22 protein-coding genes are annotated in these 24,386 nt (G+C 66.2%); 7 read left to right on the forward strand and 15 right to left on the reverse strand.

Translation table 11 applies throughout. The features are described from left to right. Positions 1-4 precede the first annotated feature (4 nt). Together QM612_RS05625 and QM612_RS05630 are read left to right on the forward strand one after the other, a co-directional pair. On the forward strand, positions 5-265 hold the full coding sequence (locus QM612_RS05625) for an exodeoxyribonuclease VII small subunit (RefSeq protein ID WP_415252916.1): 261 nt from the start codon (positions 5-7) through the stop codon (positions 263-265). After that, positions 255-1,139, forward strand: coding sequence for a polyprenyl synthetase family protein (locus QM612_RS05630; protein WP_415252917.1), 885 nt, complete (start codon positions 255-257; stop codon positions 1,137-1,139). The genes QM612_RS05625 and QM612_RS05630 overlap by 11 nt, the downstream gene beginning before the upstream one ends. A gap of 7 nt (positions 1,140-1,146) precedes the next feature. On the opposite strand, the gene QM612_RS05635 is transcribed toward QM612_RS05630, so the two are convergent. Together QM612_RS05635 and pmbA are read right to left on the reverse strand one after the other, a co-directional pair. Further along, on the reverse strand, positions 1,147-1,566 hold the full coding sequence (locus QM612_RS05635; protein WP_415252918.1) for a DUF4870 domain-containing protein: 420 nt from the start codon (positions 1,564-1,566) through the stop codon (positions 1,147-1,149). Positions 1,567-1,648: 82 nt separating this feature from the next. After that, positions 1,649-3,034 (reverse strand): metalloprotease PmbA, encoded by a 1,386-nt coding sequence (gene pmbA / locus QM612_RS05640; protein WP_415252919.1) that lies wholly within the window; start codon positions 3,032-3,034, stop codon positions 1,649-1,651. A 17-nt stretch (positions 3,035-3,051) separates the two neighbouring features. Between pmbA and yjgA the strand changes: the two genes are divergently transcribed. Then, positions 3,052-3,600 (forward strand): ribosome biogenesis factor YjgA, encoded by a 549-nt coding sequence (yjgA, locus tag QM612_RS05645; RefSeq protein ID WP_415252920.1) that lies wholly within the window; start codon positions 3,052-3,054, stop codon positions 3,598-3,600. Between the two features lie 92 nt (positions 3,601-3,692). Here yjgA and tldD read toward each other — a convergent pair whose 3' ends face one another. From tldD to QM612_RS05665, 4 genes are all read right to left on the reverse strand, one after another. After that, the gene (gene tldD, locus QM612_RS05650) at positions 3,693-5,132 is read right to left on the reverse strand and encodes a metalloprotease TldD (RefSeq protein WP_415252921.1); all 1,440 of its coding nucleotides are present in this window, start codon (positions 5,130-5,132) and stop codon (positions 3,693-3,695) included. Positions 5,133-5,198: 66 nt separating this feature from the next. After that, complete coding sequence (locus QM612_RS05655) at positions 5,199-9,035, reverse strand: YhdP family protein (RefSeq protein ID WP_415252922.1); 3,837 nt, start codon at positions 9,033-9,035, stop codon at positions 5,199-5,201. A 126-nt stretch (positions 9,036-9,161) separates the two neighbouring features. Beyond that, positions 9,162-10,649, reverse strand: coding sequence for a ribonuclease G (gene rng, locus QM612_RS05660; protein ID WP_415252923.1), 1,488 nt, complete (start codon positions 10,647-10,649; stop codon positions 9,162-9,164). Beyond that, positions 10,646-11,215 carry a Maf family protein gene (locus tag QM612_RS05665; protein WP_415252924.1) on the reverse strand — a complete coding sequence of 190 codons (570 nt, stop codon included), beginning with the start codon at positions 11,213-11,215 and terminating at the stop codon, positions 10,646-10,648. The genes rng and QM612_RS05665 overlap by 4 nt, the downstream gene beginning before the upstream one ends. A 126-nt stretch (positions 11,216-11,341) precedes the next feature. On the opposite strand from QM612_RS05665, the gene QM612_RS05670 reads away from it, so the two are divergent. Together QM612_RS05670 and QM612_RS05675 are read left to right on the forward strand one after the other, a co-directional pair. Next, positions 11,342-12,076, forward strand: coding sequence for an SIMPL domain-containing protein (locus QM612_RS05670; protein WP_415252925.1), 735 nt, complete (start codon positions 11,342-11,344; stop codon positions 12,074-12,076). A gap of 229 nt (positions 12,077-12,305) precedes the next feature. Continuing rightward, positions 12,306-13,013 (forward strand): energy transducer TonB, encoded by a 708-nt coding sequence (locus QM612_RS05675; RefSeq protein ID WP_415252926.1) that lies wholly within the window; start codon positions 12,306-12,308, stop codon positions 13,011-13,013. Between the two features lie 193 nt (positions 13,014-13,206). Here QM612_RS05675 and rlmH read toward each other — a convergent pair whose 3' ends face one another. The 6 genes from rlmH to leuS all read right to left on the reverse strand — a co-directional run bounded on the left by rlmH (position 13,207) and on the right by leuS (position 19,324). After that, positions 13,207-13,677 (reverse strand): 23S rRNA (pseudouridine(1915)-N(3))-methyltransferase RlmH, encoded by a 471-nt coding sequence (gene rlmH / locus QM612_RS05680; RefSeq protein WP_415252927.1) that lies wholly within the window; start codon positions 13,675-13,677, stop codon positions 13,207-13,209. Between the two features lie 53 nt (positions 13,678-13,730). Next, positions 13,731-14,126: a ribosome silencing factor gene (gene rsfS, locus QM612_RS05685; protein ID WP_415252928.1), complete on the reverse strand. Its 396-nt coding sequence runs from the start codon at positions 14,124-14,126 to the stop codon at positions 13,731-13,733. Continuing rightward, positions 14,123-14,866: a nicotinate-nucleotide adenylyltransferase gene (gene nadD / locus QM612_RS05690; RefSeq protein ID WP_415252929.1), complete on the reverse strand. Its 744-nt coding sequence runs from the start codon at positions 14,864-14,866 to the stop codon at positions 14,123-14,125. The genes rsfS and nadD overlap by 4 nt, the downstream gene beginning before the upstream one ends. Positions 14,867-14,910: 44 nt before the next feature. Further along, complete coding sequence (holA, locus tag QM612_RS05695) at positions 14,911-15,951, reverse strand: DNA polymerase III subunit delta (RefSeq protein ID WP_415252930.1); 1,041 nt, start codon at positions 15,949-15,951, stop codon at positions 14,911-14,913. A gap of 16 nt (positions 15,952-15,967) precedes the next feature. Beyond that, positions 15,968-16,483 carry an LPS assembly lipoprotein LptE gene (gene lptE, locus QM612_RS05700; RefSeq protein WP_415252931.1) on the reverse strand — a complete coding sequence of 172 codons (516 nt, stop codon included), beginning with the start codon at positions 16,481-16,483 and terminating at the stop codon, positions 15,968-15,970. 63 nt (positions 16,484-16,546) lie between these two features. Then, on the reverse strand, positions 16,547-19,324 hold the full coding sequence (gene leuS / locus QM612_RS05705) for a leucine--tRNA ligase (RefSeq protein ID WP_415252932.1): 2,778 nt from the start codon (positions 19,322-19,324) through the stop codon (positions 16,547-16,549). Between the two features lie 89 nt (positions 19,325-19,413). Between leuS and QM612_RS05710 the strand changes: the two genes are divergently transcribed. Beyond that, a complete protein-coding gene (locus tag QM612_RS05710) occupies positions 19,414-19,665 on the forward strand; it encodes a SemiSWEET transporter (protein ID WP_415252933.1) in 252 nt (83 codons plus the stop codon). Here QM612_RS05710 and QM612_RS05715 read toward each other — a convergent pair. From QM612_RS05715 to QM612_RS05725, 3 genes are all read right to left on the reverse strand, one after another. Beyond that, on the reverse strand, positions 19,613-20,233 hold the full coding sequence (locus tag QM612_RS05715) for a DUF998 domain-containing protein (protein WP_415252934.1): 621 nt from the start codon (positions 20,231-20,233) through the stop codon (positions 19,613-19,615). The two genes, QM612_RS05710 and QM612_RS05715, sit on opposite strands and share 53 nt — an antisense overlap. A gap of 11 nt (positions 20,234-20,244) precedes the next feature. Further along, the gene (locus QM612_RS05720; RefSeq protein WP_415252935.1) at positions 20,245-20,895 is read right to left on the reverse strand and encodes a histidine phosphatase family protein; all 651 of its coding nucleotides are present in this window, start codon (positions 20,893-20,895) and stop codon (positions 20,245-20,247) included. A gap of 154 nt (positions 20,896-21,049) precedes the next feature. Further along, on the reverse strand, positions 21,050-23,200 hold the full coding sequence (locus tag QM612_RS05725; protein WP_415252936.1) for a S46 family peptidase: 2,151 nt from the start codon (positions 23,198-23,200) through the stop codon (positions 21,050-21,052). 149 nt (positions 23,201-23,349) lie between these two features. On the opposite strand from QM612_RS05725, the gene tdh reads away from it, so the two are divergent. Then, positions 23,350-24,372 (forward strand): L-threonine 3-dehydrogenase, encoded by a 1,023-nt coding sequence (tdh, locus tag QM612_RS05730; protein WP_415252945.1) that lies wholly within the window; start codon positions 23,350-23,352, stop codon positions 24,370-24,372. Positions 24,373-24,386: the final 14 nt, after the last annotated feature.

Consider the following 24,386-nt stretch of genomic DNA (forward strand, 5'->3'; position numbering starts at 1 on the left):
GCGCATGGCAAAGAAACCCGTACCCGACACCTCCCCGGTCGCCGACTTCGAGCAATCGATGCAGGCGCTGGAAGACCTTGTCGGCAAGATGGAAACCGGCGAGATGACGCTGGAGGAATCACTGGCCGCCTACGAGCGTGGCGTTGGCCTGTACCGCAGTTGCCAGACCGCGCTGGAACAGGCGGAACTGCGCGTGCGCCTGCTCAGCGACCCGGCCAGTCCCGACGACGCCCGCCCGTTCGACGCAAATGATGATGCCCCCTGAGCACGCATTCGCGGCATGGCGCGCGCGGGTCGAAGCCGCGCTGGCTCGCGCCCTGCCTTCGCCCGACACCGCACCGCAACGCCTGCACGCGGCCATGCGCCATGGCGTGCTGAACGGCGGCAAGCGCATGCGCCCGCTGCTTGCCTATGCCACCGGCACTGCCTTCGGTGCGAATGAAGACGCGCTGGACACCGCAGCGGTCGCCGTGGAACTGATCCACTGCTATTCGCTCGTCCACGACGACCTGCCTGCGATGGACGATGACGCCCTGCGTCGCGGCCAGCCCACCGTACACGTCGCCTTCGACGAAGCCACCGCCATCCTTGCCGGCGATGCCCTGCAATCGCTGGCCTTCGAGGTGCTCGCAGACGCACCACTACCTGCGGAGCGAGGTGTAGCGATGCTGGCGGAACTCGCCCGCGCTGCCGGCATGGCCGGTATGTGTGGCGGGCAGGCGCTGGATATCGATGCCACCGGCAATGCAGCGGCCATCGACATCGATGCACTGCAACGCCTGCACGCACTCAAGACCGGCGCGCTGCTGTGCTGTGCGGTGCGGCTTGGTGCGCTGGCGGCAGGTGCAGATGCAGCGGGTCGTGCAGCGCTGGACCGCTACGCCGACGCGCTGGGGCTGGCCTTCCAGATCCGCGACGATCTGCTGGATATCGAAGGCGACGCCGCCACGCTGGGCAAGACTGCCGGCAAGGACGCGGCGCAGGACAAGGCGACGTTCCCGGCGCTGATCGGCGCGGAAGCCAGCCGCAAGCGGCTGGCAGAGTTGTCCGTGACGATGCGCGACGCGCTGGCAGAACTCCGTGCCAACACCGACGCGCTGGCCGCGCTCGGCCGGATGGTGGTCGAGCGCGACCGCTGAGGCCTGCTTATTTCACCAGGCGGACGTTGAACGGGTAACGGTAGGCGACGCCTTCGTTCGCCTTGATCGCAGCGATGATCGTCAGCACCAATGCGGCGATGCCGACGATCAGCATGATCGGCCCGGTGATGAGCAAACCGATGCCCAGGGTCAGGATGCTCAGGATGAGCAGGATCAGGAAGATCGCCGACACCGTGATGTTGAAGTTCAGCGCTTCCTTGGCCTGATCGCCAACGAACGGCATTTCATCCTTCTTCATCAGCCAGATCACCAGCGGGCCGATGAAGAAACCCCAGCCACCCATGGCCGAGGTCAGCAGACCACCTGCCAGAGCAGACAGATGCGCGAACATCGCCCATTGCCGCTCCTGCTGCGACGGCGTTCCCGATGGCGGCGGCGGTGACTTGGTGACTTCATCGATATCCATCTGGAACTCCCGGTTCGGCGCGGAATGCGCGGCTCAGGGAACATAACGCATTTGGCGATGAAATCCTGCCGCCAATACGCATTCAGCCCGCCCCTGCCAATGTCATGCGACCGATGAGGATCGGCCCGGTGCGGATGTGGGAACGCGGGTCGAACTCGCTGCCCACCGCTTCGATGCCCGCGAACATGGCCTTCAGGTTGCCGGCGATGGTGATGCCATCGACCGGGTAGGCGATCTGGCCGTTCTCCACCCAGAAGCCCGCCGCGCCGCGCGAATAGTCGCCGGTGATCGCGTTCACGCCCTGCCCCATCAGTTCGGTGACCAGCAGGCCACGGCCCATGCCACGCAGCATCGAAGCAAGATCGCCGGCATTCGCCTTCACCACCAGGTTGTGGACGCCGCCGGCATTGGCGGTGGTCGCAAGCCCCAGCTTGCGCGCGGAATAACTGCCCAGCACATAGCGCTGGACGATGCCGCCGCGCACCAGCGCCGACTCGCGAGTGGCGACGCCTTCAGAATCGAATGATGCGGAACGGAAACCACGCGGCAGGAACGGGGTTTCGTCGATGCCGAACCATTCCGGGAATACCTGCGTGCCCACGCTGTCCAGCAGGAAACTGGCCTTGCGGTACAACGCGCCGCCAGACACCGCGTTGATGTAGCTGCCCACCAGCGAGCGCGCCATTTCCGCGCTGAACAGCACCGGCACTTCGCAGGTGGGCAGCCCGCGCGGATCGAGCCGGTCCAGCGTGCGCCGCGCGGCCTTGCGGCCGATGGCCTCGGGCGATTCCAGATCGCCTTCGGCCAAGGCCACGCTGTACCAGTGGTCGCGCTGCATGGCATCGCCACTGCCTGCAATCAGCGCGCAGCCGATGCTGTACGAAGTGCCGCGCTCCGCGCCGAGAAAGCCGTGCGAATTGGCATACACACTGAGCGAGGCATTGGCATTCATCGATGCACCGTCGGAATTGCCGATGCGCGCATCCACGTCGCGGCCCGCGGCCTCGGCGGCCAGTGCGATGTCGATGGCGCGCTCGGCATTGAACGCGGCCGGATGCCAGGTGTCGAACTCTCGCTGGGTCGCGGCCATCAACGCGGCATCGGCAAGGCCGGCAGCCGGGTCTTCCTCGGTGTGCTTCGCGATCGCGCAGGCCTGCGCAACGGTCGCTTCAAGACTGGCATCGCGCAGGTCGGCAGTGCTGGCGCTACCCTTGCGCTGGCCGAAATAGACCGTGATGCCGATACCGCGGTCGCGGGTGGCTTCCACCGTTTCCACCTCGCCCATGCGCACGTTGACGGCAAGGCCGCTGTCCTCGTTGCAGGTGACCTCGGCCTGCGTCGCGCCATTGGCGCGGGCGCGTTCCAGCAGGCGCTGGGCGGTGGCGGACAGGCGTTGCAGGCGCTCGCGGCTGTCGTCGGTGACGGTGGCCTGTTGTGAAGCAGCAAGTTCTGAAGTCGAAGCGTTCAATGGATTATCCTGTTGCAATGCGTGGACGCGACGAAGACACCGGCCAGTTCCTCAGCCCCAGCCGCAGCGCCCAACGGCGCGCGGCGCTGGACGTGCTGGAACTTGGCGAACAACTGGCGGCGATGAGCGCCGCGCAACTGGCGAAGCTGCCCATCCCCGACGAGTTGATGCCGCATATCCGCGACACCCAGAAGATCACCTCGCACATCGCGCGCAAGCGGCAGCAGGCGTTTCTGGCCAAGCAGATGCGCAAGCTGGATGACGAAGTGCTGGACGCGATCCGCGATGCCATGAGCAAGGACGGCGAAGCGGGCAAGCGCGAAACCGCGGTGCTGCATCGCGCCGAGGCGCTGCGCGATGCGCTGCTGGGCGATGACGGCGACGCGGCGATGACCGACCTGCTGGCCGCGCATGCGGATGCCGACCGCCAGAAGCTGCGGCAACTGGTACGCAATGCGCGCGAAGAACGGGCGAAGCACAAACCCCCGCGCGCGTTCCGGGAACTGTTCCGCGAGCTGCGGGATTTGTTGGCGGAACATGCCGAGATCGACGAGGACAGCGAATGACGTAGCTGCGGAGCTTGCTCCGCAAACGTGCATTCTGTGCGGAGCAAGCTCCGCACCTACAGATGTAGCGCGCGACGAACGCAGGCGAAACATCACGCCTTCGTCCCGCCCACGGTCAATTCGGAAATCAGCAAGGACGGCTGGCCCACGCCCACCGGCACGCTCTGCCCATCCTTGCCGCAGATGCCAACGCCATCGTCCAGCGCAAGGTCATGGCCGATCATCGCCACCTTCTGCATGGTCTCCGGGCCGTTGCCGATCAGGGTTGCGCCCTTCACCGGCGTGGTGATTTTCCCGTCCTCGATCAGATAGGCCTCGGTCGCGGAGAACACGTACTTGCCGCTGGTGATGTCCACCTGCCCGCCACCGAAGTTGACCGCATACAGGCCGCGCTTGACCGAGCGGATCATCTCCTCGGGGTCGTGGGTGCCGGCACGCATGTAGGTATTGGTCATGCGTGGCATTACCAGATGCGCGAAGGATTCGCGGCGGCCGTTGCCGGTCGGCGTCATGCCCATCAGCCGCGCGTTCAAGGTGTCCTGCATGTAGCCCACCAGAATCCCGTCCTCGATCAGCGTGGTGCATGAGGTCGGCGTGCCTTCGTCATCGATGTTGAGCGAGCCGCGCCGGCCTTCCAGCGTGCCGTCATCCACGATGGTGACACCGGGTGATGCAACGCGCTGGCCGATCTTGCCGGCATAGGTTGACGTGCCCTTGCGGTTGAAGTCGCCTTCCAGCCCGTGGCCCACCGCTTCGTGCAGCAGCACGCCCGGCCAGCCGTGGCCGAGCACCACCGGCATCGTGCCTGCGGGCGCATCCACGGCTTCAAGATTTACCAGCGCCTGCCGCAATGCCTCGCGCGCGAATTTTTCCGGCTTGTCATCGGCCAGCAGCTCTTCATACGAATAGCGTCCGCCAAAACCGGCAAAGCCCGACTCACGCCGCCCGTTCTGCTCCACGATCACCTGCACGTTCATCCGCACCAGCGGACGCACGTCGCCAGCCAGCACGCCATCGCTGCGTGCCACCAGCACGGTATCCACACCGCCGGTCATGCTCACCATCACCTGCTGCACGCGCGGGTCCAGCGCGCGCACCAGCGCATCCACGCGGCGCAGTGCTTCCACCTTGGCGGCGTTGTCCAGCGCATCGACCGGATCAAGTGCCGGATACAGCGCACGGCCACTTGCACGCTGCAAGGCATGCGCGCCATGCGCGCGGCCATCGCGGGCGATGGCGCGGGCGGACTGCGCGGAAGCCAGCAGCGCCTGTGCATCGAGATCATCGGAATAGGCGAAGCCGGTCTTCTCGCCCGAAATCGCGCGCACACCCACGCCCTGTTCAATGGAATGCGCGCCATCCTTGACGATGCCGTCTTCCATGCTCCAGCTCTCGCGCCGTGCATGCTGGAAATACAGGTCGCCGAAATCGATGCCCGGCCCCAGCAGTGCGCTGAAGGCGCGTTCCAGCGCGGCGGTGTCGAGGCCTGCGGGAACAAGCAAGCGGGATTCGGCGATGGTCAGTGCGGTCATGCGGTCTGCTTCTGTTGTCGTTCGTATCAAAATGGCGGCGATGTGCGATGGTTCAACCTGCGCCATTCAACCTGATGGATCGGCCTGCGGCTTGGCCTGTGCCGATGGGGCATTGCGATCAATCACTTCCACCTTGGGCGCTGCCCACGGCCCGGTGATGCGATAGGTCTTGGCCCCGATGCCCTGCATCGGCTTGTCCAGCACGGCATTGGCCACCGCGCCCACGGCCGCGCCCACCGGGCCACCTGCCAGCGCACCCACTGCGGTCAGGATGCCGCCGGACTTGGGCAGCACGTCCACGGTCTGGTCGAAGCGTTTTGCGCGCAGATCGGCGCTGCCGTGCAGGCGGATGTCGGCAGCAGGGCCGTTGATCGCCATGTCATCACTGCTGGCACTGCCACCGCCCACGCGCACGTTGCCGTGGATGCGATTGAAGGCGAAGCCTTTCTCGAAGAAATCGCGGAAGTCCAGGGTCAACCGACGCCGCAACTGTGCAACGCCAAGCAGGCCCAGCAACCGGCCCGCGCCGGGTTCGATTTCAAGCAATTGACCATTGCGCACATCGACCACCACGCCGGCATCCAGCGTTGCCAGCGCGAACGCATCCGGCCCGCCACGCCAGCGCGCATCCACATCGAAACCGCCCTTGCCGCCACCCACCTGTCCGCCAAGCCCAAGCCCGGTCAGCAGCTTGCCAACATCATCACTGTCGATCTTCAGCGCCAGCTGCGTGCGCGCCGCATCACCGCGACCACTCCACAGGCCGCTGCCGGACAAACGCTGCTGGCTGCCCGTGGCCGTGATCTGATCCATGCGCAGACCAGCGGCGGTGGGCGTGCTGCGAAAACGCGCCTGCCCCAGCGCAACGCTGCCGATGCGCAGATCGGCCACGTCGATCAGCAGCGGCGGGATGCGGGCAGGATCGAAGCCCGGCGCACGCGGCGATGCCGGCGTCGTCGCGGCGGCATTCGCAGCGACCGCATTCGTCTTGCCGGGCAAGGCCCAATGCAGTCGATCGAAACGACCGGCAACCGTCGCACCGTCCTGCGTTGGCACCAGCAACGCGCCGGCCAGCGTCGGTGCGTCCACCTGTACTGCCGTGCCACGCGATGCAGGCACCACCTGCAGGCGTGCATCGGCAAAGCTGGAACCCAGCAATTGCAGGCGTTCGGCGGTCACGTCGATGCGTTGCAGCGGCAAGCCTTCGCCTTCGCGACTGCCGGCAATCGCCGCGATCCAGTCCAGCGCGTCCAGCTTCGCCACCTGCCCAAGCACGGACAGTCCATGTGTCGAAGGCGCTTCTGCGCGCGTGCCGCCGAAACGAATGCCCACGCCGGTCTGCCCATTCGCCAGACTGCGGCTGCGCAGCGAAAGCAGCCTGCCCAACGTCACTTCCAGCTCACCCTTTCCCAGCGGAAGCTGCAGATCCACCGCCACCGGCAAGGCCTGCGCGGCCGGCTTGCGCAGCGGTTCCGGCAGGTCGATGGCGGTGCCGGCAAGATTCGATTGCAGGCGCAGCCGGCCTGGTGCATCACTGCCGCGCGGAACGGCCAGCGCGGCGATCCATGTGGAATTGCCGCGCACGAATGGCAGCAGCCAGTCCATGCCATCGGTCTTTTCCAGCAGGCCATCGATGTCCGCCTGCGCCTGCATCTCGGCCTCGAACGCATGCGCGCGATCCCGCACATGCGGCCCGGCGCGCAATGACAACTGGCCGGGCATGCCGTCGTGACGCACGCGCAGGCCATCGGCGATGAAACCGCCTTCGTCGTAACGCGCCTGCCCGCGCACATCGTCGAAGGCCAGCTTCCAGCGCTGTTCGCCCAGCTTGGCACCGGCCAGCTCCACCGTGCCGCGAATGGTCTGCTTGCCGGCATTCGCATGTAGCGGCAACAGCATGTTGAACTGCGCCTGCGCCGGCCCGCTGGCACGCAGGTTGTCCATGATGTCGCCATAGGGCTTGTGCAACGGACTGCTGCGCAGCATGGACAGGAAATTCGCGGCATCGCCGCCGGCTTCGGCATCGACCTGCAATTGCGCGCGCCCGAACCGCGCGATACCACCGCGCAGGTGCGACACCGGCACATCGGCCAGTCGCGCGCTGCCATCCACGCTGAAGCCATCGGCGACGAAACGCACTTCGGCATCAAGGCGCTCCGCCGCCGGCCAGTCCGGCTGGAACTTCAGCACGCCATCGCGGATATGGGTCTGCGCGCGGAACAGTCCGGCACCGGCCATGCCCGGCTCGTTGCGAAACGGCCAGTCGTCCAGATCACCCACCACCAACGCGCGGGTCTCGTGCAGGCGACCGCCCTGCAAGGCACGATCCAGCCACTGCACGGTCGCCTTCGGCATCAGGTGATGAATCCAGAAACCGGGTGCCTTCGATACCGGCGTCTCGCCGATTTCCACCGCAAGATCAAGGCGCGGCCGGGTGCCGTCATTCGGCAGACCGATGCCGCCACGCGCCTTCAACTGCAAATCACCGCCCAGCGCCAGCCCCGGCGTGTGGATCGTCCAGCCATCGCCATCGCGCCACGCCACCGCTTCGCCATCCAGCGTGAAGGCATGCGGCACGCCGAAGCCCACCGGCCAGTCGAACGCGACCTGTGCGTCGGGATCGAAACGCAGGCGCAGGCCATCGCGGTCGCCCTGCAGCCAGCCCTGCACGCCCCGCATGCCGGGCGTGTTGCCGACCGGCGCAAACTGCAAACCGTCGATGCGCGCCTGCACCTGCAATGCGCCGCCGCGCCTGCCGTGCAGGTCAAAGTCCTGCAATACCGCACCGGCAGCGGACGCCGCCAGCCAGCGTCGCAAACCGGGGTTCAGGCCATCGCTCAGTGCCAGCACCGCCAGCAGCGGCGCGGCATCCACCCGCTGCGCCTGCATGCCGAATACCTCGCCACCCTGCACCGCGAGTCCGTCCAGCACCTGCCTTGAAGCGCCATCGCCCACCCGCAAGCGTGTTGCATTGGCCTGCCACTGGCGAATGTCGCCGGCCCAGCGTGCATCCAGTTCCAGCCGGCCCAATGCGCGTTCCGGTGGCGACATGCCGGCGGCGATCGGCACGCCACGCAGCACCACATCATTCAGGTCAGCCACGGCCCGCAACGCAACCACGCGATGCCCGCGCAGCTGCGCCCAGGCCTGCGCGCGGCCCTTGCCCGACACTGCACCCACGCCGGAAATTCCCAATTTTCCCGCCAGCAAGGACAGATCGCTGCTGTCGCTGCCTGCATGTGCGCGGCCATCGCCACTGCTGCGGTCGAAATCCAGCGACATCTCGAACGGCGTTGCCTCCGTGCGCAACCATGCACGCGCGCCGGTGCGGATTCGCGAGCCGTTCACCTGCATGCGCAGGTCGATGCGTGGCAGTTGCAGGTCCAGGCCAAGCTCGGGTGCATGCACGCGCAGGCGCGCGTGCGAGACCTGCAACTCACCCAACCGTTCCAGCACCGCGAATGGATCACCGCCGTCGGTTTGCTGCTGGCCCGGCAGGCCGCGCACCAGCCATGTGCCATCGGCGCTGCGTTCCAGTGCAAGGTCCAGTCCACGCAGGCGCAGTTCGGTGAACGAACGCCCCGGCAACAGGCCGGCGTATTGCGCAACCAGAATCTCGGCATCGCCGATCCGCAACGGGTCTGCGCCCTCCCCCACGCGCAGATTGTCCAGACGCAGCAGCGGCCCGCGCCTCGTCCATTCGGTCTGCACCCGGTCAAACGCGACCGGCCTGCCGGCGCGCTCACCCAGCCATGCGGCGATCTTCTGCGGGTTGCGCTCTGCAAGCGGCAGCAGGCGGCTGCCGATGCCACTTGCAACCGCCAACAGCAGCAAGACGGCGGCGAGCGCATACCACGCACCACGGCGCAGCAGACGCAGGCGATGACGCCAGGGCATGGTCATGCTCAAAGCCCCTCTCCCTGCGGGAGAGGGGTTGGGGTGAGGGTTCGAGGCAAGAGTGGAACTTGATGCCTGCGCCGAACCCTCATCCGCCCTGCGGGCACCTTCTCCCGGAGGGAGAAGGAAAAATCAGAGCAGCACCACATCGAACTGCTCCTGCATGTATTGCGCATCCGCCTGGAAGCGGATCGATTTCCCGAGGAACTCCTCCAGCTCGGCGACCGCGTTGGATTCCTCGTCGGTGATCCGCCCGACCACCTTGGGCGAGGCGATCACCAGCAGGCGCGCGGCTTCGAACTGGCGCACCGCACGCACGATCTCGCGGAAGATTTCGTAGATCACGGTTTCCGAGGTCTTGACCATGCCGCGCCCGCCGCATTCGTGGCAGGGCTCGCACAACTGCCGTTCCAGACTGTCCACCGTGCGCTTGCGGGTCATCTCCACCAGACCCAGCGGCGAGAAGTCATACACCGTGGTCTTGGCATGATCCTTCGCCAGCGACTTCTCCAGCGTGCGCAGCACCTGCCGGCGATGCTCGGCATCCTGCATGTCGATGAAGTCGATGATGATGATGCCGCCCAGGTTGCGCAGCCGCAGCTGCCGCGCCACTGCCTGTGCCGCTTCGAGGTTGGTGCGATAGACGGTTTCTTCGAGGTTGCGCTGGCCGAGGAAGCTGCCGGTGTTCACATCGACCGTGGTCATCGCCTCGGTCTGGTCGATGACCAGATAACCACCGGATTTCAGCGGCACTTCCTTTTCCAGCGCGCGGCCGATTTCATCCTCCACGCCGTACAGGTCGAATATCGGGCGCGCGCCTGCGTAATGCTCGATCTTCTCGGCAAGCCCAGGCATGTATTGCGCGGCGAATTCGCGCAGGCGCTCGCAGGTCTCGCGCGAATCAACCTTCACCTTCTCCACGTCGCGGCGGATCAGGTCACGCACCGCACGCAGCGGCAGGCTGAGGTCTTCGTAAACGCAACTGCCCACTTTGGCGGTCGCCGAGGTTTCCTCCACCAGCTTCCACACCCGCCCGAGGTAGGCGATGTCCTCGGCCAGTGCTTCCGCCGGCTGGCCTTCGGCATTGGTGCGCACGATGTAGCCGTGCCCAGCGGGTGACGACGCACCGGCCACCAGACTCTTCAGGCGCGCGCGCTCGTCCTCGTCCTCGATCCGCGCCGACACGCCAACCACCCGCGAACGCGGCAGCAGCACGAGGTAGCGCGAGGGAATGCTGATCTGCGTGGTCAGCCGCGCGCCCTTGCTGCCGATGGGATCCTTCACCACCTGCACCACGATCTCGGCGCCATCGCGCAGCAATTCGGAAATCGGGATCTGCACCTGCGGCGGCGCAACCGGGGCGTCCTCGCCTTCCGACGCTTCCAGCGGCGCGCTGCGGAAAATGTCGTTGGCGTGCAGGAAGGCGGCGCGTTCCAGACCGATGTCCACGAACGCGGCCTGCATGCCCGGCATCACCCGTTGCACCTTGCCCTTGTAGATGTTGCCGACCACGCCGCGCTGGCTGCCACGCTCGATGTGCAGCTCCTGCAGCATGCCGTTTTCGACCACCGCCACGCGGGTTTCACGCGGGGTGACGTTGACCAGCAATTCCTCGCTCATGCCAGCACCCCGAATGCGCGCAGCAGCGTGGCGGTTTCGTGCAGCGGCAGGCCCATCACGCCGGAATAGCTGCCTTCCAGTCGTTCAACGTGCGCTTCGAAGCGGCCCTGTATCGCATACGCACCGGCCTTGCCCTGCCATTCGTCGCTTGCGATGTAGCGGGCGATGTCGGCATCGGACAGCGGCGCGACCGTCACCTTGGTCAGTGATGCCGCCTGCGCCTCGCGCCCGGCGGACACCAGCGACACCGCCGTCACCACCTCATGCGTGCGCCCGGACAGCCGGCGCAGCATGGCTGCTGCCGCTTCGGCATCGACCGGCTTGCCGAAGACCTCGCCATCCAGGATCACCTCGGTATCCGCGCCCAGCACCACCGCGCCCGGCACCGCGACCACCTTCAACAGGCCGGCACCGGCCTTCTCGCGGGCAACACGGCGCACATAGTCGGCGGCGGCTTCGCCGGAACCCTGCAATTCGGGGATGTCGAGGTCGATGACGCCGAAATCCAGACCCAGACGGCCCAGCAATTCGGCGCGCCGTGGGGAGCGCGAGGCAAGATGCAGCATGCGTGCAGTCTAACCCGCAGCCGCCCGGAGAACCGCGCCCGGCGGGGCGCTGACCCCGTTGCGGCTCATGGCGCGTTCACTCCGGCGGTGTCATTCATCCACCATCCACCACCGCCGGAGCCCACCATGCCGCTACGCCCGCTGATCCTCGCCCTCGCACTCGCCCTTGGAACCGCTCCCATGACCGCCTGCGCCCAGAACGCCCCGCAAACACCCGTGATCGCCGCCGATTCCACCCTGCTGTCGGTGTCCAGCACCGCGCAGGCTACCCGCGTGCCGGACGTGGCCACCATTTCCACCGGCGTCATCACCGAGGCCACCGACGCCAACGCGGCGATGCGCGCCAATGCCGTGCAGATGGACAAGCTGATGGCGGCAATCCGCGCCGCCGGCATCGCCGAACGCGACGTGCAGACCAGCGGCATCAACCTCAACCCGCAGTACAAGTACGCCGACAACCAGCCGCCGCGCGTGGTCGGCTATCAGGCCAGCAACACCGTCAACGTGAAGGTGCGCGACCTGTCCAGGCTGGGCAAGGTGCTGGATGCCTTCGTCGCCAATGGCGCAAACCAGATCAGCGGCCCCAGCTTCGAGGTGGACAAGCCGGACGAGGCCTATGCCGAAGCACGCACCGCCGCGATCCACAAGGCACAGGCGCAGGCGAAGACCTATGCCGATGCGCTGGGCATGAAGGTGCGCCGCGTGGTCAGCATCAGCGAAGGCGGTGCCAGCATGCCGCGCCCGATGCTGATGATGCGGGCGATGGCGGCGTCTGACGCGATGGCGAAGGAAACCTCGGTATCGCCGGGCGAGTCCACCCTGTCGGTGAACATCGAGGTGGTGTTCGAACTGGGGCGCTGAGTCCCTCGGCAACACCTGCGCGCCGCCCCGCCGGGGCGGCTGCGTTTTGGTGGGGAACCACAAACGGATGTCATCGCCACTCGTCGGCACGGAACGCCCGGCCATCGCCTGCCGGTTGCCGGGCATCGGCCTGCCGGCGCAGCGTGGAAGTGTGCATAAGACGGGCCGCAACCCCATCGCCGCCGCCCGTCCGTTGCATGGAACACACCCACCCCGGAGGAGGTTGACCATGGCCCGCACGTACGCAATCGATCTGTCCCGCCCGGCTGGCTTCGCGCTGCTCAAGCCCGCCAGCAAACCGCAACTGGACGCCACCCGCATCGGCACGCTCAGCGGCTCCATCGCGGTCAACCTGCTGGCCATGGGCCTGCTGATGATGCCGATGACCCTGCCGCCGCCGGCCAGAGTGGCAGATACCGACCGCGATCCCGACATCATCTGGGTGAAGCGCGAGACACCCAAGCCGGTGGAAGTCGAAGTCGTCCGCACGCCAACCCCACCGCGGGCCGCGCAAACCATCGAACGCCCGCGCACCGCCGCGCCGTCGCAGGTCGAAACCTCAGCGCCGGTGCTGGTCGAAAACGGCAGCGAACAGGCCATCGACACGTCCTTCGACGAAGCCGTTGGCCCGACCGATATCGGCCCGCCGCTCACCGGCCCGGCACCGATGCAGTTGCAGTATCTGGTCGCCCCGGCACCTGCTTATCCGCGCAATGCACTGCGGCAGAACATCACCGGCACCGTGCTGCTGCAGGTGATCGTCGGCATCGATGGACGCCCGCTGGAAGTCACGGTGCATCAGAGCAGCGGCAACCGCGAACTGGACGCAGCGGCAAAGGCGCAGGTGCTCAAGCGCTGGAGCTTCCGCCCAGCGACGCTGAATGGTCAGGCGGTGCAGGCAGTTGGGCTGGTGCCGATCGAGTTCAAGCTGCAATAAGGCGTCCCGACCAACAGGATTTTGCTCGTCATCCCGGCGAAAGCCGGGATAAGGCGTCCCGACCAACAGGATTTTGCTCGTCATCCCGGCGAAAGCCGGGATCCAGCTTTTCAGCCCTTCGGCAGGTCAAGCAAGAACTGGATCCCGGCTTTCGCCGGGATGACGAGCGTATTTCAGGCCTTTGGGCGGGCGCTCAGGCGCGGTGGTAAGGATGATTCGCCAGCAGGGCGGCAGCGCGATACAACTGCTCGGCCAACACCAACCGCACCAGCATGTGCGGCAGCGTGAGCGGCCCCAGCGACCATTGTTCGTCGGCGCGCGCGATCACCTCCGGCGCATGCCCTTCCGGCCCGCCGATCAGGAACGCCAGGTCACGGCCCTGCCCGCGCCAGTGTTCCAGCCGCTGCGCCAGTTGTTCGGACGCATGCATTTTTCCGCGTCCATCCAGCGCAATCACATGCGCATGCTTCGGCAACGCCGCCAGCACGCGCGCGCCTTCGTCGGTCATCGCCCTTGCGGTGTCACGGCCCTTGCCGCGCACGCCGGGCTCGACTTCGGCCAGCTCCAGCGGCAGCCAGTGCGACAGCCGTTTCTGGTATTCGGCGAAGCCTTCCGCCACCCATGACGGCGCGCGTTCACCGACGGCGATCAGGCGGGCTTTCATCGATGCACCTTGTCCCGTGCAATCAGTCGGCATCGAATGCCGAGCGCAGCAGGTTACTGTTCGTGTTCGGGCGGCTGATCGCCCACCGTCCACAGCCTTTCCAGCGCATAGAACTCGCGCACGCGCGGCAGCATGACGTGGACAACCACATCGCCCAGGTCAACCAGCACCCATTCGGCCTCGCGCTCACCTTCCACGCCCAGCGGCATCACGTCCAGCTGCTTGGCGAAGCGCACCACTTCGTCGGCCACCGACTTCACGTGCCGGGTCGAGGTGCCGGAAGCGACCACCATGAAATCGCAGACGCTGCTCTTGCCGCGCACATCGATCTGCACCGTGTCTTTGGCCTTGAGTTCCTCCAGCGCTGCATGGACGGCCTTGAGCAGGGCTTCGACCGGCGGCGGCGGATTGGGCAGGCTGGTCTTGATGACGTGGGCAGTGGTGGTCAAGGGCGCGGGCTCGGTGGAGATGTGGGCAGTATAACGGTGGGGTCGCGATACAGGCGGTGACGGACGATATAGGCCGCGACCGCAGGCGACACCCAACCCTGCCAGTCCTCGCCTGTGGCAATGCGGCGGCGCAGCTCGGTGGAGGATTCCGGGCGCAGTTCCGGCAGCGGCAGCAGGGCGAAACCGCCACAGGGGCTTTCCCGCAGCGCGCGCGCCGGCAGCCAGCGCTGGTCGATTTCGGCCAGCACTTGCGGTGCATGTTCACGCAGGCGGCCGGCATCGATCTCGGAACCCGGACGCTGCACGGCGATGATGTGGGCGCGCTCGAACAGGTCGCGCCAGCGGTGCCAGGTATGCAGTTGCAGCAGCGAATCCGCGCCGATCAGCCATGCAATCGGCGCGGCATCGCCCAGTTCGGCGCGTAACTCGCCCAGCGTGTCGAAGGTGTAGGAAGGCCCGCTGCGCAGCAGTTCGCGACGATCCACGCCGAGGCGTGCGTGACCGGCAACGGCGAGTTCCAGCATCGCCGCACGCTGCATCGCGTCCGCGCGGGTCGCGCCCTTGTGCGGCGGGTCGCGTGCGGGAATCAGGGCAACGTCGGCATCCAGCGCATCACGCGCGGCGCGGGCAACGGCCAGATGGCCGTTGTGGACGGGGTCGAAGGTGCCGCCATAGAAAACCCTCAGTGCCTGCTCTTGTTCGTCATTCCGGCGAAAGCCGGAATCCAGCTTTTGAGGCAAGCCAGGAACTGGATTCCGGCTTTCGCCGGAATGACGGGAGCTGCTCACGATGCCAGCAGGCGCGCAGCGCCCTTGTCCGCCGTCGCCAGCAGCAGGCGTTCCAGTTGCAACCACGCATCGGCTGGTTCGCTGCCCAGCCGCACGCGGCCCTTGGCGATGCGGTCCACCTTCCCGGCTTCCACCAGCAGGCGCTGCCAGCTTTCCGGCGGATAACGGCCCAGCGCGCGCTTGTAAACGGCTTCCTTCGCAGGCCAGATGCGCTGCGCCTTGCATTCGGCGGAGAAATTGCACGCCCGCGCCAGCGTGGCGACGGTGTTCAGTTCCTTCACCACCATGCCCATCAGTGCCGGGATCGCTTCGCCTTCCGCACGCAGGCCGGCAAGGATGCGCGAGACCTGCGCGGCCTGCCCGTTCAGCGCGGCATCGACCAGACGGAACACGTCGAAGCGCGCCGAATCGGCCACCAGCGCGTCCATCCGCTCCACGTCCAGCATGCCGGCTTCGCCACCGGCCAGCAGCGCCAGCTTGTCCACTTCCTGCGCGGCGGCCAGCAGATTGCCTTCCACCCGCTGCGCCAGCCGCGCCACTGCATCCGGCGTGGCCTTGATGCCACGGCTGCGCAGGCGCTGGCTGACCCAACCATTCAGTTCATGCGGCTTCACCGGCCATGCCACGGCAACATGGCCGGCGCGGGCGATGGCCTCGCTCCATTTGCCGGCGTGCGCCTTCGACCATTCACCGGCGATCACCAGCAGCACCACGTCCGGTGCCGGATTGGCGCAGAACGCCGCGATCAGCTTGCCGCCTTCCGCGCCCGGCTTGCCGGTGGGCAGGCGCACTTCCACCAGCCGCTGGCTGGCGAACAGGCTGGGCGCGTTGATCGCCGCGTCCAGCGCATCCCAGTCGGCATCGCGCCCTTCCATGTCGAACACTTCGCGCTCACCGATGCCCTGCGCACGCGCGGCAGCACGCACGGCATCGGCCGCTTCCAGCACCAGCAGCGGTTCACTGCCGGCGACCAGATAAACCGGGCGCAGCGGCTCGCCGGCCAGTTGCGCGGCAAGGCGATCGCAGCTCAGTTCCATCCGTCGATCCGCGCGCTCACTGCGCGGCGGGTGCCGCCGGCTTGGACGCGGCATCCACGCGGCGCAGGATGGCTGCGGCCATGTCGCGGCGCAATTCGTTCACCAGCATTTCGCGCTCGCTGGCCTTGCCGATGGAATCCACTGCCGGCGCAAGGTAATCGCGCGACAACTCGATCGCCTGCTGCGGCACCGCCACGCTGTCATCGGCACGGCGCAGGGTGAAGATCACCGCATAGCGCAGCGCGTATTCCTGCGCGCGCCCGAACTGGTCGTGGCTGATCGGCGTATCCGCCCACTGTTCGGAGATCACCTGCAAGGTCGCAACGCCGGACTTCGCCTGTTCCGGTGCAGCCTGCGCGCCTGCGCGTTGCAGGCCATCGGCCAGCAGTTCCGCCAGCGGGCTGTAGCGATCGGCTGTCACGACACGCACCGGCCCGAGGTCTGCCGGCAGGTTGAGTGCGTTGCGCAGATGGAAGCCGCAGCCAGACAGCAGCGCGGCGGACAGGGCGATGGCGGCGAGGCGTCGGGTCATGGGCGCAGTTTAGGCGAAAAGTCGTCCGTCATTCCGGCGTTCGCGGGAATGACGGTGGTTGGGTTACACAACGATATTGACGATCTTGCCGGGCACCACGATGAGCTTCTTCACCTCGTTTCCGCCCACGTAGGCAGCCACGCCCGGTTCGGCCAGCGCGGCAGCCTCGATGGCTTCGCGCGGGGTATCGATGCCGACTTCAATCGTGCCACGCAGCTTGCCGTTGACCTGCACCGCAAGCCGTACCGCATCGCGCACCAGCGCGGCGGGATCAGCCTGCGGGAACGGGATGTCCTCCAGCAGCGTTTCCGGATGCCCCAGCGTTTGCCACAGCGCATGCGCGATGTGCGGGGTGATCGGGTTGAGCAGCAGCACGATGGCCTCGAAGGCTTCGTGACGCACGGCGCGGCCCTGCGCGCTGGTGTCGGTGAACTTGCCCAGCGCGTTCAGCAGTTCCATCAGCGCGGCGATGGCGGTGTTGAAGCTGTGGCGGCGGCCATAGTCATCGCCGACTTTCTGGATGGCTTCGTGGGTCTGGCGGCGCAGGGTTTTCTGCGCGGCGTCGAGCGATGCCGCATCAATCGCGCCTGCGGCGCGCCCCCATCCGCCTTCGGCACCTTCCCCCGCAAGCGGGGGAAGGAAAGAAGCAGCATGCGCATGCACATCACGCCACAGGCGGCGCAGGAAGCGCGCCATGCCTTCCACGCCGGCATCGCTCCATTCCAGCGACTGCTCCGGCGGCGCGGCGAACATCGAGAACAGGCGCACGGTGTCCGCGCCGTACTTGTCCACCAGCACCTGCGGATCGACGCCGTTGTTCTTCGACTTCGACATCTTCTCGGTGCCGCCGATCTTCACCGGCTGACCATCGGCGATCAGCGCCGCACCAGTGATGCGGCCCTTGTCATCGCGTTGCAGTTCCACGTCGGCGGGGTTGATCCATTCCTTCGCGCCGCCTTCCAGTTCGCGATAGAAGGTATCGGCGATCACCATGCCCTGCGTCAGCAGGCGCGTGGCCGGCTCGTCGCTATGCACCAGGCCCGCGTCGCGCAGCAGCTTGTGATAGAAGCGGAAGTACATCAGGTGAAGGATCGCGTGCTCGATGCCGCCGATGTATTGATCCACCGGCAGCCAGTAATTCGCGCGCTCATCCACCATGTCGGATGCGCCCGGCGAGGTGTAACGCGCGTAGTACCAGCTCGACTCCATGAAGGTGTCGAAGGTGTCGGTTTCGCGCTCGGCCGGCTTGCCGCACTGCGGGCAGGTGGTCTTGCGCCAGTCGGGGTCGGACTTGATCGGCGAATGCACATCGCCCGAAGCAAAGGCATCGGCCACGTCCTCCGGCAGCAGCACCGGCAACTGGTCTTCCGGCACCGGCACCACGCCGCAGTCGGCGCAGTGGATGACCGGGATCGGGCAGCCCCAGTAACGCTGGCGCGAGACGCCCCAGTCGCGCAGGCGGAAGTTGATCTTGCGCTTGCCGCGCCCTTCGGCCTCGAAGCGCGCCGCCAGTGCGTCCAGCGCGGCATCAAAATCCATCCCGTTGAACTCGCCGGAATTGATCAGCCAGCCGCGTTCGGTCTGCGCGCCTTCTTCCTCGATGCGGCGCAGGTAATCGCGCACCACGGCGACGGCAGCGTCGGTCTCCACCACGTCCACCGGCGCGTGACCGCCCAGCGCGACCGCCATCGGGTCATCGTGTTCTTTCAGATGCGATGCCATTTCTTCCAGCGCATCGCGGGTGGCGGCATCGACGATCACCGGCTTCACCGGCAATCCATACGCCTTCGCAAACTCCCAGTCGCGCTGGTCGTGCGCCGGCACCGCCATCACCGCGCCGGTGCCGTAGCCCATCAGCACGAAGTTGGCCACATAAATTGGCACGTCCTCGCCGGTGACCGGATGCCTGGCCCACTGGCCAGTCGCCATGCCGCGCTTTTCCTGCGTTTCCAGCTCCGCCTCGGACACGCCGCCCTGCTTCAGTTCGGCGAGGAACGCGGCCAGTTCCGGGTTGTCCTGCGCGGCCTTCAGCGCCAGCGGATGTTCACCTGCAATGCTGATGAAGGTCACGCCCATCAGCGTGTCCGGGCGCGTGGTGAAAACAGTCAATGGCTCGGCTTCGCCATCGACCTCGAACTGGATTTCCAGCCCCTGGCTGCGACCGATCCAGTTGCGCTGCATGGTCTTGACCGAATCCGGCCAGCCCTCCAGCGTGTCCAGCTCGTCCAGCAGTTCCTGCGCGTAATCGGTGATGCGCAGGAACCACTGCGGGATCTCGCGTTTTTCCACCAGCGCGCCGGTGCGCCAGCCCCGCCCGTCGATCACCTGCTCGTTCGCCAGCACGGTCTGATCGACCGGGTCCCAATTCACCACCGAGTTCTTGCGATAGGCGATGCCCTTCTTCAGCAGGCGCACGAACATGCGCTGCTCGTGGACGTAGTAGTCCGGCTTGCAGGTGGCGAACTCGCGGCTCCAGTCAATCGCATAACCCAGCGACTGCAACTGCTTGCGCATGTGCTCGATGTTGGCGTACGTCCACTTGGCCGGCGCGGTCTTGTTCTTGATCGCGGCGTTTTCGGCGGGCAGGCCGAAGGCATCCCAACCCATCGGCTGCAGCACATTGAAGCCGGTCATGCGCTTGTGGCGGCTGATGACATCGCCAATCGTGTAATTGCGCACATGGCCGACGTGCAGCGCGCCGCTCGGGTACGGCAGCATCGACAGGCAGTAGTACTTCGGCTTGCCCGTGTCCTCGCGCACCTCGAAGGCGCGGCTGCTGGCCCAGAACGACTGGGCGGCGGATTCAACGGCGGATGGATCGTAGATGGCGGGCTCGGACACGGCGGGAACTGCTGGAATCGGGCTGGAAAGCCTACCGCAGCGCAGCAAGACCCGCCATTATTCGCGCTTGTCCCCAACCGGCACCCGGCATGTCAATGGAATGGATCGGCTATCTGGCCGCTGCCTGCACCACCCTGTCCTTCGTCCCGCAGGCGGTGAAAACCATCCGCAGCCGCGACACCAGCGGCATTTCACTGTGGATGTACGTGGTGTTCACCTTCGGCATCGCCTGCTGGTTTGGCTATGGGCTGTACCTGCATTCCTGGCCGATGATCCTGTCGAACGCCGTCACCTTCCTGCTGTCTTCGACGATCCTTGGCCTGAAGTTGAAGCACAAGTAAGCGCCCGCGCCGCAAGCCACCACCAGCCGAACCACAGCGCAAACGCCAGCCGCTGCGCCAGCCCCACCCAGCCGCCGACGGGCGCAAGCACCGCCAGCACCGGCACCAGCACGCCCGCCGCCAGACTTGCGATGGCAAAGCTGCGGCCACGCCGCGCGCCGAAGGCCAGCAGCAACGCGGCGGGCACGAAGGCGATCCACCACAACATCCACGCCAGCACATGCAGGCGGGTTGCATCGGCATCCAGATCGGAAGCATCCATCTGCAACGCACCTTGCGCGGCGAACGCCAGCGCCGACAACTGCGCCAGCGCCACCCCGATGCGCGCGGCCCAGCCGGCGTCGGCCAATGCGTTGCGCAGCGCATGCGATGCCAGCAACAGGCAGATGCCCGGCAACAGGAAGGCACCGGCGTTGAACAGCATCGCCCCGGGCAAGCCTGCCGCGCCACGCAGCCCGAGCGGGTGCAGGCGATGGGAGTATTCCGGCAAGCCGACGCCGGCCAGCAGCAGCGCAAGTGCGAACAGGCCGATGGCGACCAGCACGAAGGCGCGCGGCGTCCTGTCCATGTGTTTGCTGCTTATAACGCGCGATGCACGGCTTCGCCGAAGAACGCGGTGTGGTGGGCGCAGTCGTTCAGGCGCACCACGTCCAGCGCATCGACGGACGCGCCTTCCAGCAGGTTGAGCGTGGTCGGTGCTTGCCGGAACGTCCACAGCCGCGACAGCGGGATGCCCAGCACCTTGCACAGCAGCACGCGGTTGACGGCGTCGTGGGCGACGACCAGCAAGGTGTCGCCTGCGCCCAATCCATCGCAGGCGCGGGCGAAGGCCGGCCATGCGCGGTCGAACACCTGCTGCAGGGATTCGCCACCCGCACCCGGCATCTGCACCGTGTCCGGGGCATCGCGCCACGCCTGCAGGCGCTGCGGATCGCGCGCGGCGATTTCGCTGGCAAGCAGGCCTTCCCATTCGCCGTGGCCGATTTCCTTCAGGCCGTCATCGAACAGCAGTTGCGATGCACGCGCATCACCCAGCGCAAGCTGCGCGGTGCGGGTGGCACGCGACAGTGGCGATGCGACAGCGCGGTCGATGCGCAGGTCGGCAAGACGCACACCCAGCGCGGTGGCCTGCGCGATGCCCACTTCGGACAGCGGGATGTCTTCCTGGCCCTGATAGCGGCCTTCGGCATTCCACGGGGTTTCGCCGTGGCGGGCAAGCAGAATCCTCATGCGATGCGGCATCCGGTAGTTGTGCGGCGCAACAGCCTAGCAGGTTGCGCGTGCCTCACATCGCGCGTTGCAGGCTGGCACCATCACGGACTGGAATCCGGACATGCAGGCCGAAGGCGAATTGATCGGCGCGTCGATCAGATCGTATGCCCGCTCACTGCGCCGGCAGGTGCATTTCCTTCAGCAGGTGCGGCGCCGGGTACACCTTCGCCAGCAGCCAGCGCACATAGCGCATGTCAACGTGGATGGCGCGCTTGTAGCGCGGGTCGAACATCCAGCTGGCACTGACGGCTTCCCAATTGCTGTCGAAGTTCAGGCCGATCAGCCGACCTTCTGCATCCAGCACCGGTGAGCCGGAATTGCCGCCGGTGGTGTCGAGGTTGGTCATGAAGTTCACGGTCTGCGTCTTCAGCACCGAGTCGGCGGTGCTGCCGAAATCACCCTTGGCGATGGCGTCCAGCAGCGGCCTGGGTGCATCGAAGGGTTCCTGGTTGGTGTTCTTTTCGACGATGCCGCCCACCACGGTCAGCGGGCGATAGTCCACGCCATCACGCGGTGACAGCGGGCTGACCTTGCCGAAGCTGACGCGCAATGTGGAATTGGCATCCGGATACACCGCCCTGCCCTGCGACTTGCGATAGCCCGTCAACGCCTGCATGTAAGCCGGGCGCAGTCGCAGCAGTTCGCCGTTGCGCTGCTTGGCTTCATCCTCCAGCCGCAGCAGTGCCGGTTGCAGTGTTGCCGCCGCCTTCAGCAGCGTGTCCTTGGATGCCGCAAGCGTGGCCGCGTTTTGCTTCATCGCCGCCAGCCGCGTGGTTTCGTTGCCGAGTTTTGTTCCGATGTAAAGCGTGTTGAGTCGAGCGCTGGCGATGGCTTCATCCTTGCCGAATACCGCATCGAACTCGGCGACGCGCTGCGCCTTCGGCAGCGCGTAATACTGCTTCAGCGCATAGCGCAGCGTGGCCTTTTCGACCTCCGGATCGAAGCGGCGCTGCAACTGCTTCAGGCCAGCTTCGATGCGCGCCTCGTCGCGCTGCTGGTAACCGGATTCGCGCTGCGCATCCGGCTTGCCGCGTTCAAGCGCCAGCCGCTGCAACTGCACGGCGGCACCCAGCAAACCGGGGCGCAGGAACGGCAGCAGGAAATCGCGTTCGCGCATCGCTTCGCCGGCATCCAGCAATGCCTGCATCTGACGAATATCGGTTTGCAGCGAAGCGGCGTTCGGCTGCTTTGCCAACCACGTCAACATCGCGTCCTCATCGGCGCGGCGCACGCGCACCGCATCGCTGCGGCGCAGGCCATCCAGTTCGCCTTGCGCACGCTTGAGCGTGTTCTTGTAGCCGGCAACGGTGGAGGCGTAGAGGACTTCCTTCGCCGCGCTGCCTGCGGTCGCGGCCTGCGTCGCCTTGATGAGCCCGTCCATGAAGCCGACGCGCTGGGGCAGCAGCCATTCGATCTGGCCTGCGAACTCCGAAGCCGTGCGATGACGGAACGTGGTGCCGGGATAACCCGCCACCATCGCGAAATCGCCCGCCTTCACCGGCGCAGTGGACACGGTGAGCCATGCCGGCGGCTTGTAGGGCACGTTGTCCGGCGAATACGCCGCCGGCTTGCCGTCCTTGCCGACGTAGGCGCGATAGAAGGTGAAGTCACCGGTATGGCGCGGCCACATGAAGTTGTCGGTTTCGTCGCCATAGTTGCCGATGGCGCGCGGCGGCGCATAGACCAGGCGAATGTCCTGCAACTCCACCTGCTTGATGCGGTGGAACTCGTTGCCGTAGTACATGTTGGCGATGCTGCAACGATGCCCGGCATCGGCTTCGCATTCGGCCACGATGGCTTTTTCCGCCGCATCGATGGCATCGTAATAGTCGCGTCCGGTCTTGCCGCGCGCACCCGCAAGCATGCGATCCGTCACGTTGTCGAAACCCACCGTTACCCATACCCGCGCGGCAGGGCCTGCGGAAACTTCGTCGGCGCGAGTGGCAGCGATGAAGCCATCGCGGATCAGGTTCTTTTCGGGCGTGGAATTGAGCTGGATCGCGCCCAGCGCGCAGTGATGATTGGTGACCACCAGGCCTTCCGGCGAAACGAAGCTGGCCGTGCAGCCGCCCAGCGACACCACCGCTGCCATCGGCTTGCGGGTCAGGTCGGCCAGCGCCTTCGGGTCACCACGGAAGCCTGTGGCCTTCAGCTGCTTCTGCAGTTGCGGCAGTTGCGACGGCATCCACATGCCTTCATCGGCATGGGTAAGGCCGCAGGTCAGGGTCAGGGCCAGTGCAGCGGACAAGGGACGATGGCGCATCTTCGCAACTCCTCGGAACCAGAACCTGCAATTAGACCATCCCGGGCGCAGATTGCCCCCTGCCCGTGGTCATGGGCGCAAGCTGGCGTGGGCGCGGCGGTAGAATGGGCATCCGGTTCAGCGAGGCATCCAGGATGTCGCAAGCGATGATGAAGGCGCTGGTGAAGCGCGAAGCCAGCAAGGGCATCTGGATGGAACAGGTGCCGGTGCCGGTGCCCGGCCCCAACGAGGTGCTTATCAGGCTGGAAAAGACCGCGATCTGCGGCACCGATCTGCACATCTACCTGTGGGACGAGTGGAGCCAGCGCACCATCAAGCCGGGGCTGACCATCGGCCATGAGTTCGTGGGCCGCATCGCGCAACTCGGCTCGGCAGTGACCGGCTATGAAGTCGGCCAGCGCGTGTCCGCCGAAGGCCACATCGTCTGCGGCCATTGCCGCAACTGCCGGGGTGGCCGCCCGCACCTGTGCCCGAACACCGTCGGCATCGGCGTGAACCGCAATGGCGCATTCGCCGAATACATGGTGATGCCTGTCAGCAACCTGTGGCCGATCCCCGACCAGATTCCGTCCGAACTGGCCGCTTTCTTCGATCCCTACGGCAACGCCGCGCACTGCGCGCTGGAGTTCGACGTGATCGGCGAAGACGTGCTGATTACCGGCGCGGGCCCGATCGGCATCATCGCCGCCGGCATCTGCAAGCACATCGGCGCACGCAACATCGTGGTCACCGACGTCAATGACTTCCGCCTGAAGCTGGCCGCCGACATGGGCGCAACGCGGGTGGTCAACGTCGCCAACCAGTCGCTGAAGGACGTGATGGCCGACCTGCACATGGAAGGCTTCGACGTGGGCCTTGAAATGAGCGGCAACCCGCGCGCGTTCAACGACATGCTCGACTGCATGTACCACGGTGGCAAGATCGCGATGCTCGGCATCATGCCGAAGGGCGCAGGTTGCGACTGGGACAAGATCATCTTCAAGGGCCTGACCGTGCAGGGCATCTACGGCCGCAAGATGTACGAGACCTGGTACAAGATGACGCAGTTGGTGTTGAGCGGCTTTCCGCTGGGCAAGGTGCTGACGCATCAACTGCACGTTGATGATTTCCAGAAGGGCTTCGACCTGATGGAACAGGGCAAGGCCGGCAAGGTGGTATTGAGCTGGAATTGATTGTCGTCATCCCC

The organism is Thermomonas sp., from assembly GCF_047606765.1.
Classification (GTDB): Bacteria; Pseudomonadota; Gammaproteobacteria; order Xanthomonadales; family Xanthomonadaceae; genus Thermomonas.

Coding starts and splice junctions, on each gene's coding strand:
- QM612_RS05625 (WP_415252916.1), top strand. CDS start 5: ATGGCAAAGAAACCCGTACCCGACACCTCCCCGGTCGCCGACTTCGAG.
- QM612_RS05630 (WP_415252917.1), top strand. CDS start 255: ATGCCCCCTGAGCACGCATTCGCGGCATGGCGCGCGCGGGTCGAAGCC.
- QM612_RS05635 (WP_415252918.1), bottom strand. CDS start 1,566: ATGGATATCGATGAAGTCACCAAGTCACCGCCGCCGCCATCGGGAACG.
- yjgA (WP_415252920.1), top strand. CDS start 3,052: ATGCGTGGACGCGACGAAGACACCGGCCAGTTCCTCAGCCCCAGCCGC.
- tldD (WP_415252921.1), bottom strand. CDS start 5,132: ATGACCGCACTGACCATCGCCGAATCCCGCTTGCTTGTTCCCGCAGGC.
- QM612_RS05655 (WP_415252922.1), bottom strand. CDS start 9,035: ATGACCATGCCCTGGCGTCATCGCCTGCGTCTGCTGCGCCGTGGTGCG.
- rng (WP_415252923.1), bottom strand. CDS start 10,649: ATGAGCGAGGAATTGCTGGTCAACGTCACCCCGCGTGAAACCCGCGTG.
- QM612_RS05665 (WP_415252924.1), bottom strand. CDS start 11,215: ATGCTGCATCTTGCCTCGCGCTCCCCACGGCGCGCCGAATTGCTGGGC.
- QM612_RS05670 (WP_415252925.1), top strand. CDS start 11,342: ATGCCGCTACGCCCGCTGATCCTCGCCCTCGCACTCGCCCTTGGAACC.
- QM612_RS05675 (WP_415252926.1), top strand. CDS start 12,306: ATGGCCCGCACGTACGCAATCGATCTGTCCCGCCCGGCTGGCTTCGCG.
- rlmH (WP_415252927.1), bottom strand. CDS start 13,677: ATGAAAGCCCGCCTGATCGCCGTCGGTGAACGCGCGCCGTCATGGGTG.
- holA (WP_415252930.1), bottom strand. CDS start 15,951: ATGGAACTGAGCTGCGATCGCCTTGCCGCGCAACTGGCCGGCGAGCCG.
- lptE (WP_415252931.1), bottom strand. CDS start 16,483: ATGACCCGACGCCTCGCCGCCATCGCCCTGTCCGCCGCGCTGCTGTCT.
- QM612_RS05710 (WP_415252933.1), top strand. CDS start 19,414: ATGTCAATGGAATGGATCGGCTATCTGGCCGCTGCCTGCACCACCCTG.
- QM612_RS05715 (WP_415252934.1), bottom strand. CDS start 20,233: ATGGACAGGACGCCGCGCGCCTTCGTGCTGGTCGCCATCGGCCTGTTC.
- QM612_RS05720 (WP_415252935.1), bottom strand. CDS start 20,895: ATGAGGATTCTGCTTGCCCGCCACGGCGAAACCCCGTGGAATGCCGAA.
- QM612_RS05725 (WP_415252936.1), bottom strand. CDS start 23,200: ATGCGCCATCGTCCCTTGTCCGCTGCACTGGCCCTGACCCTGACCTGC.
- tdh (WP_415252945.1), top strand. CDS start 23,350: ATGAAGGCGCTGGTGAAGCGCGAAGCCAGCAAGGGCATCTGGATGGAA.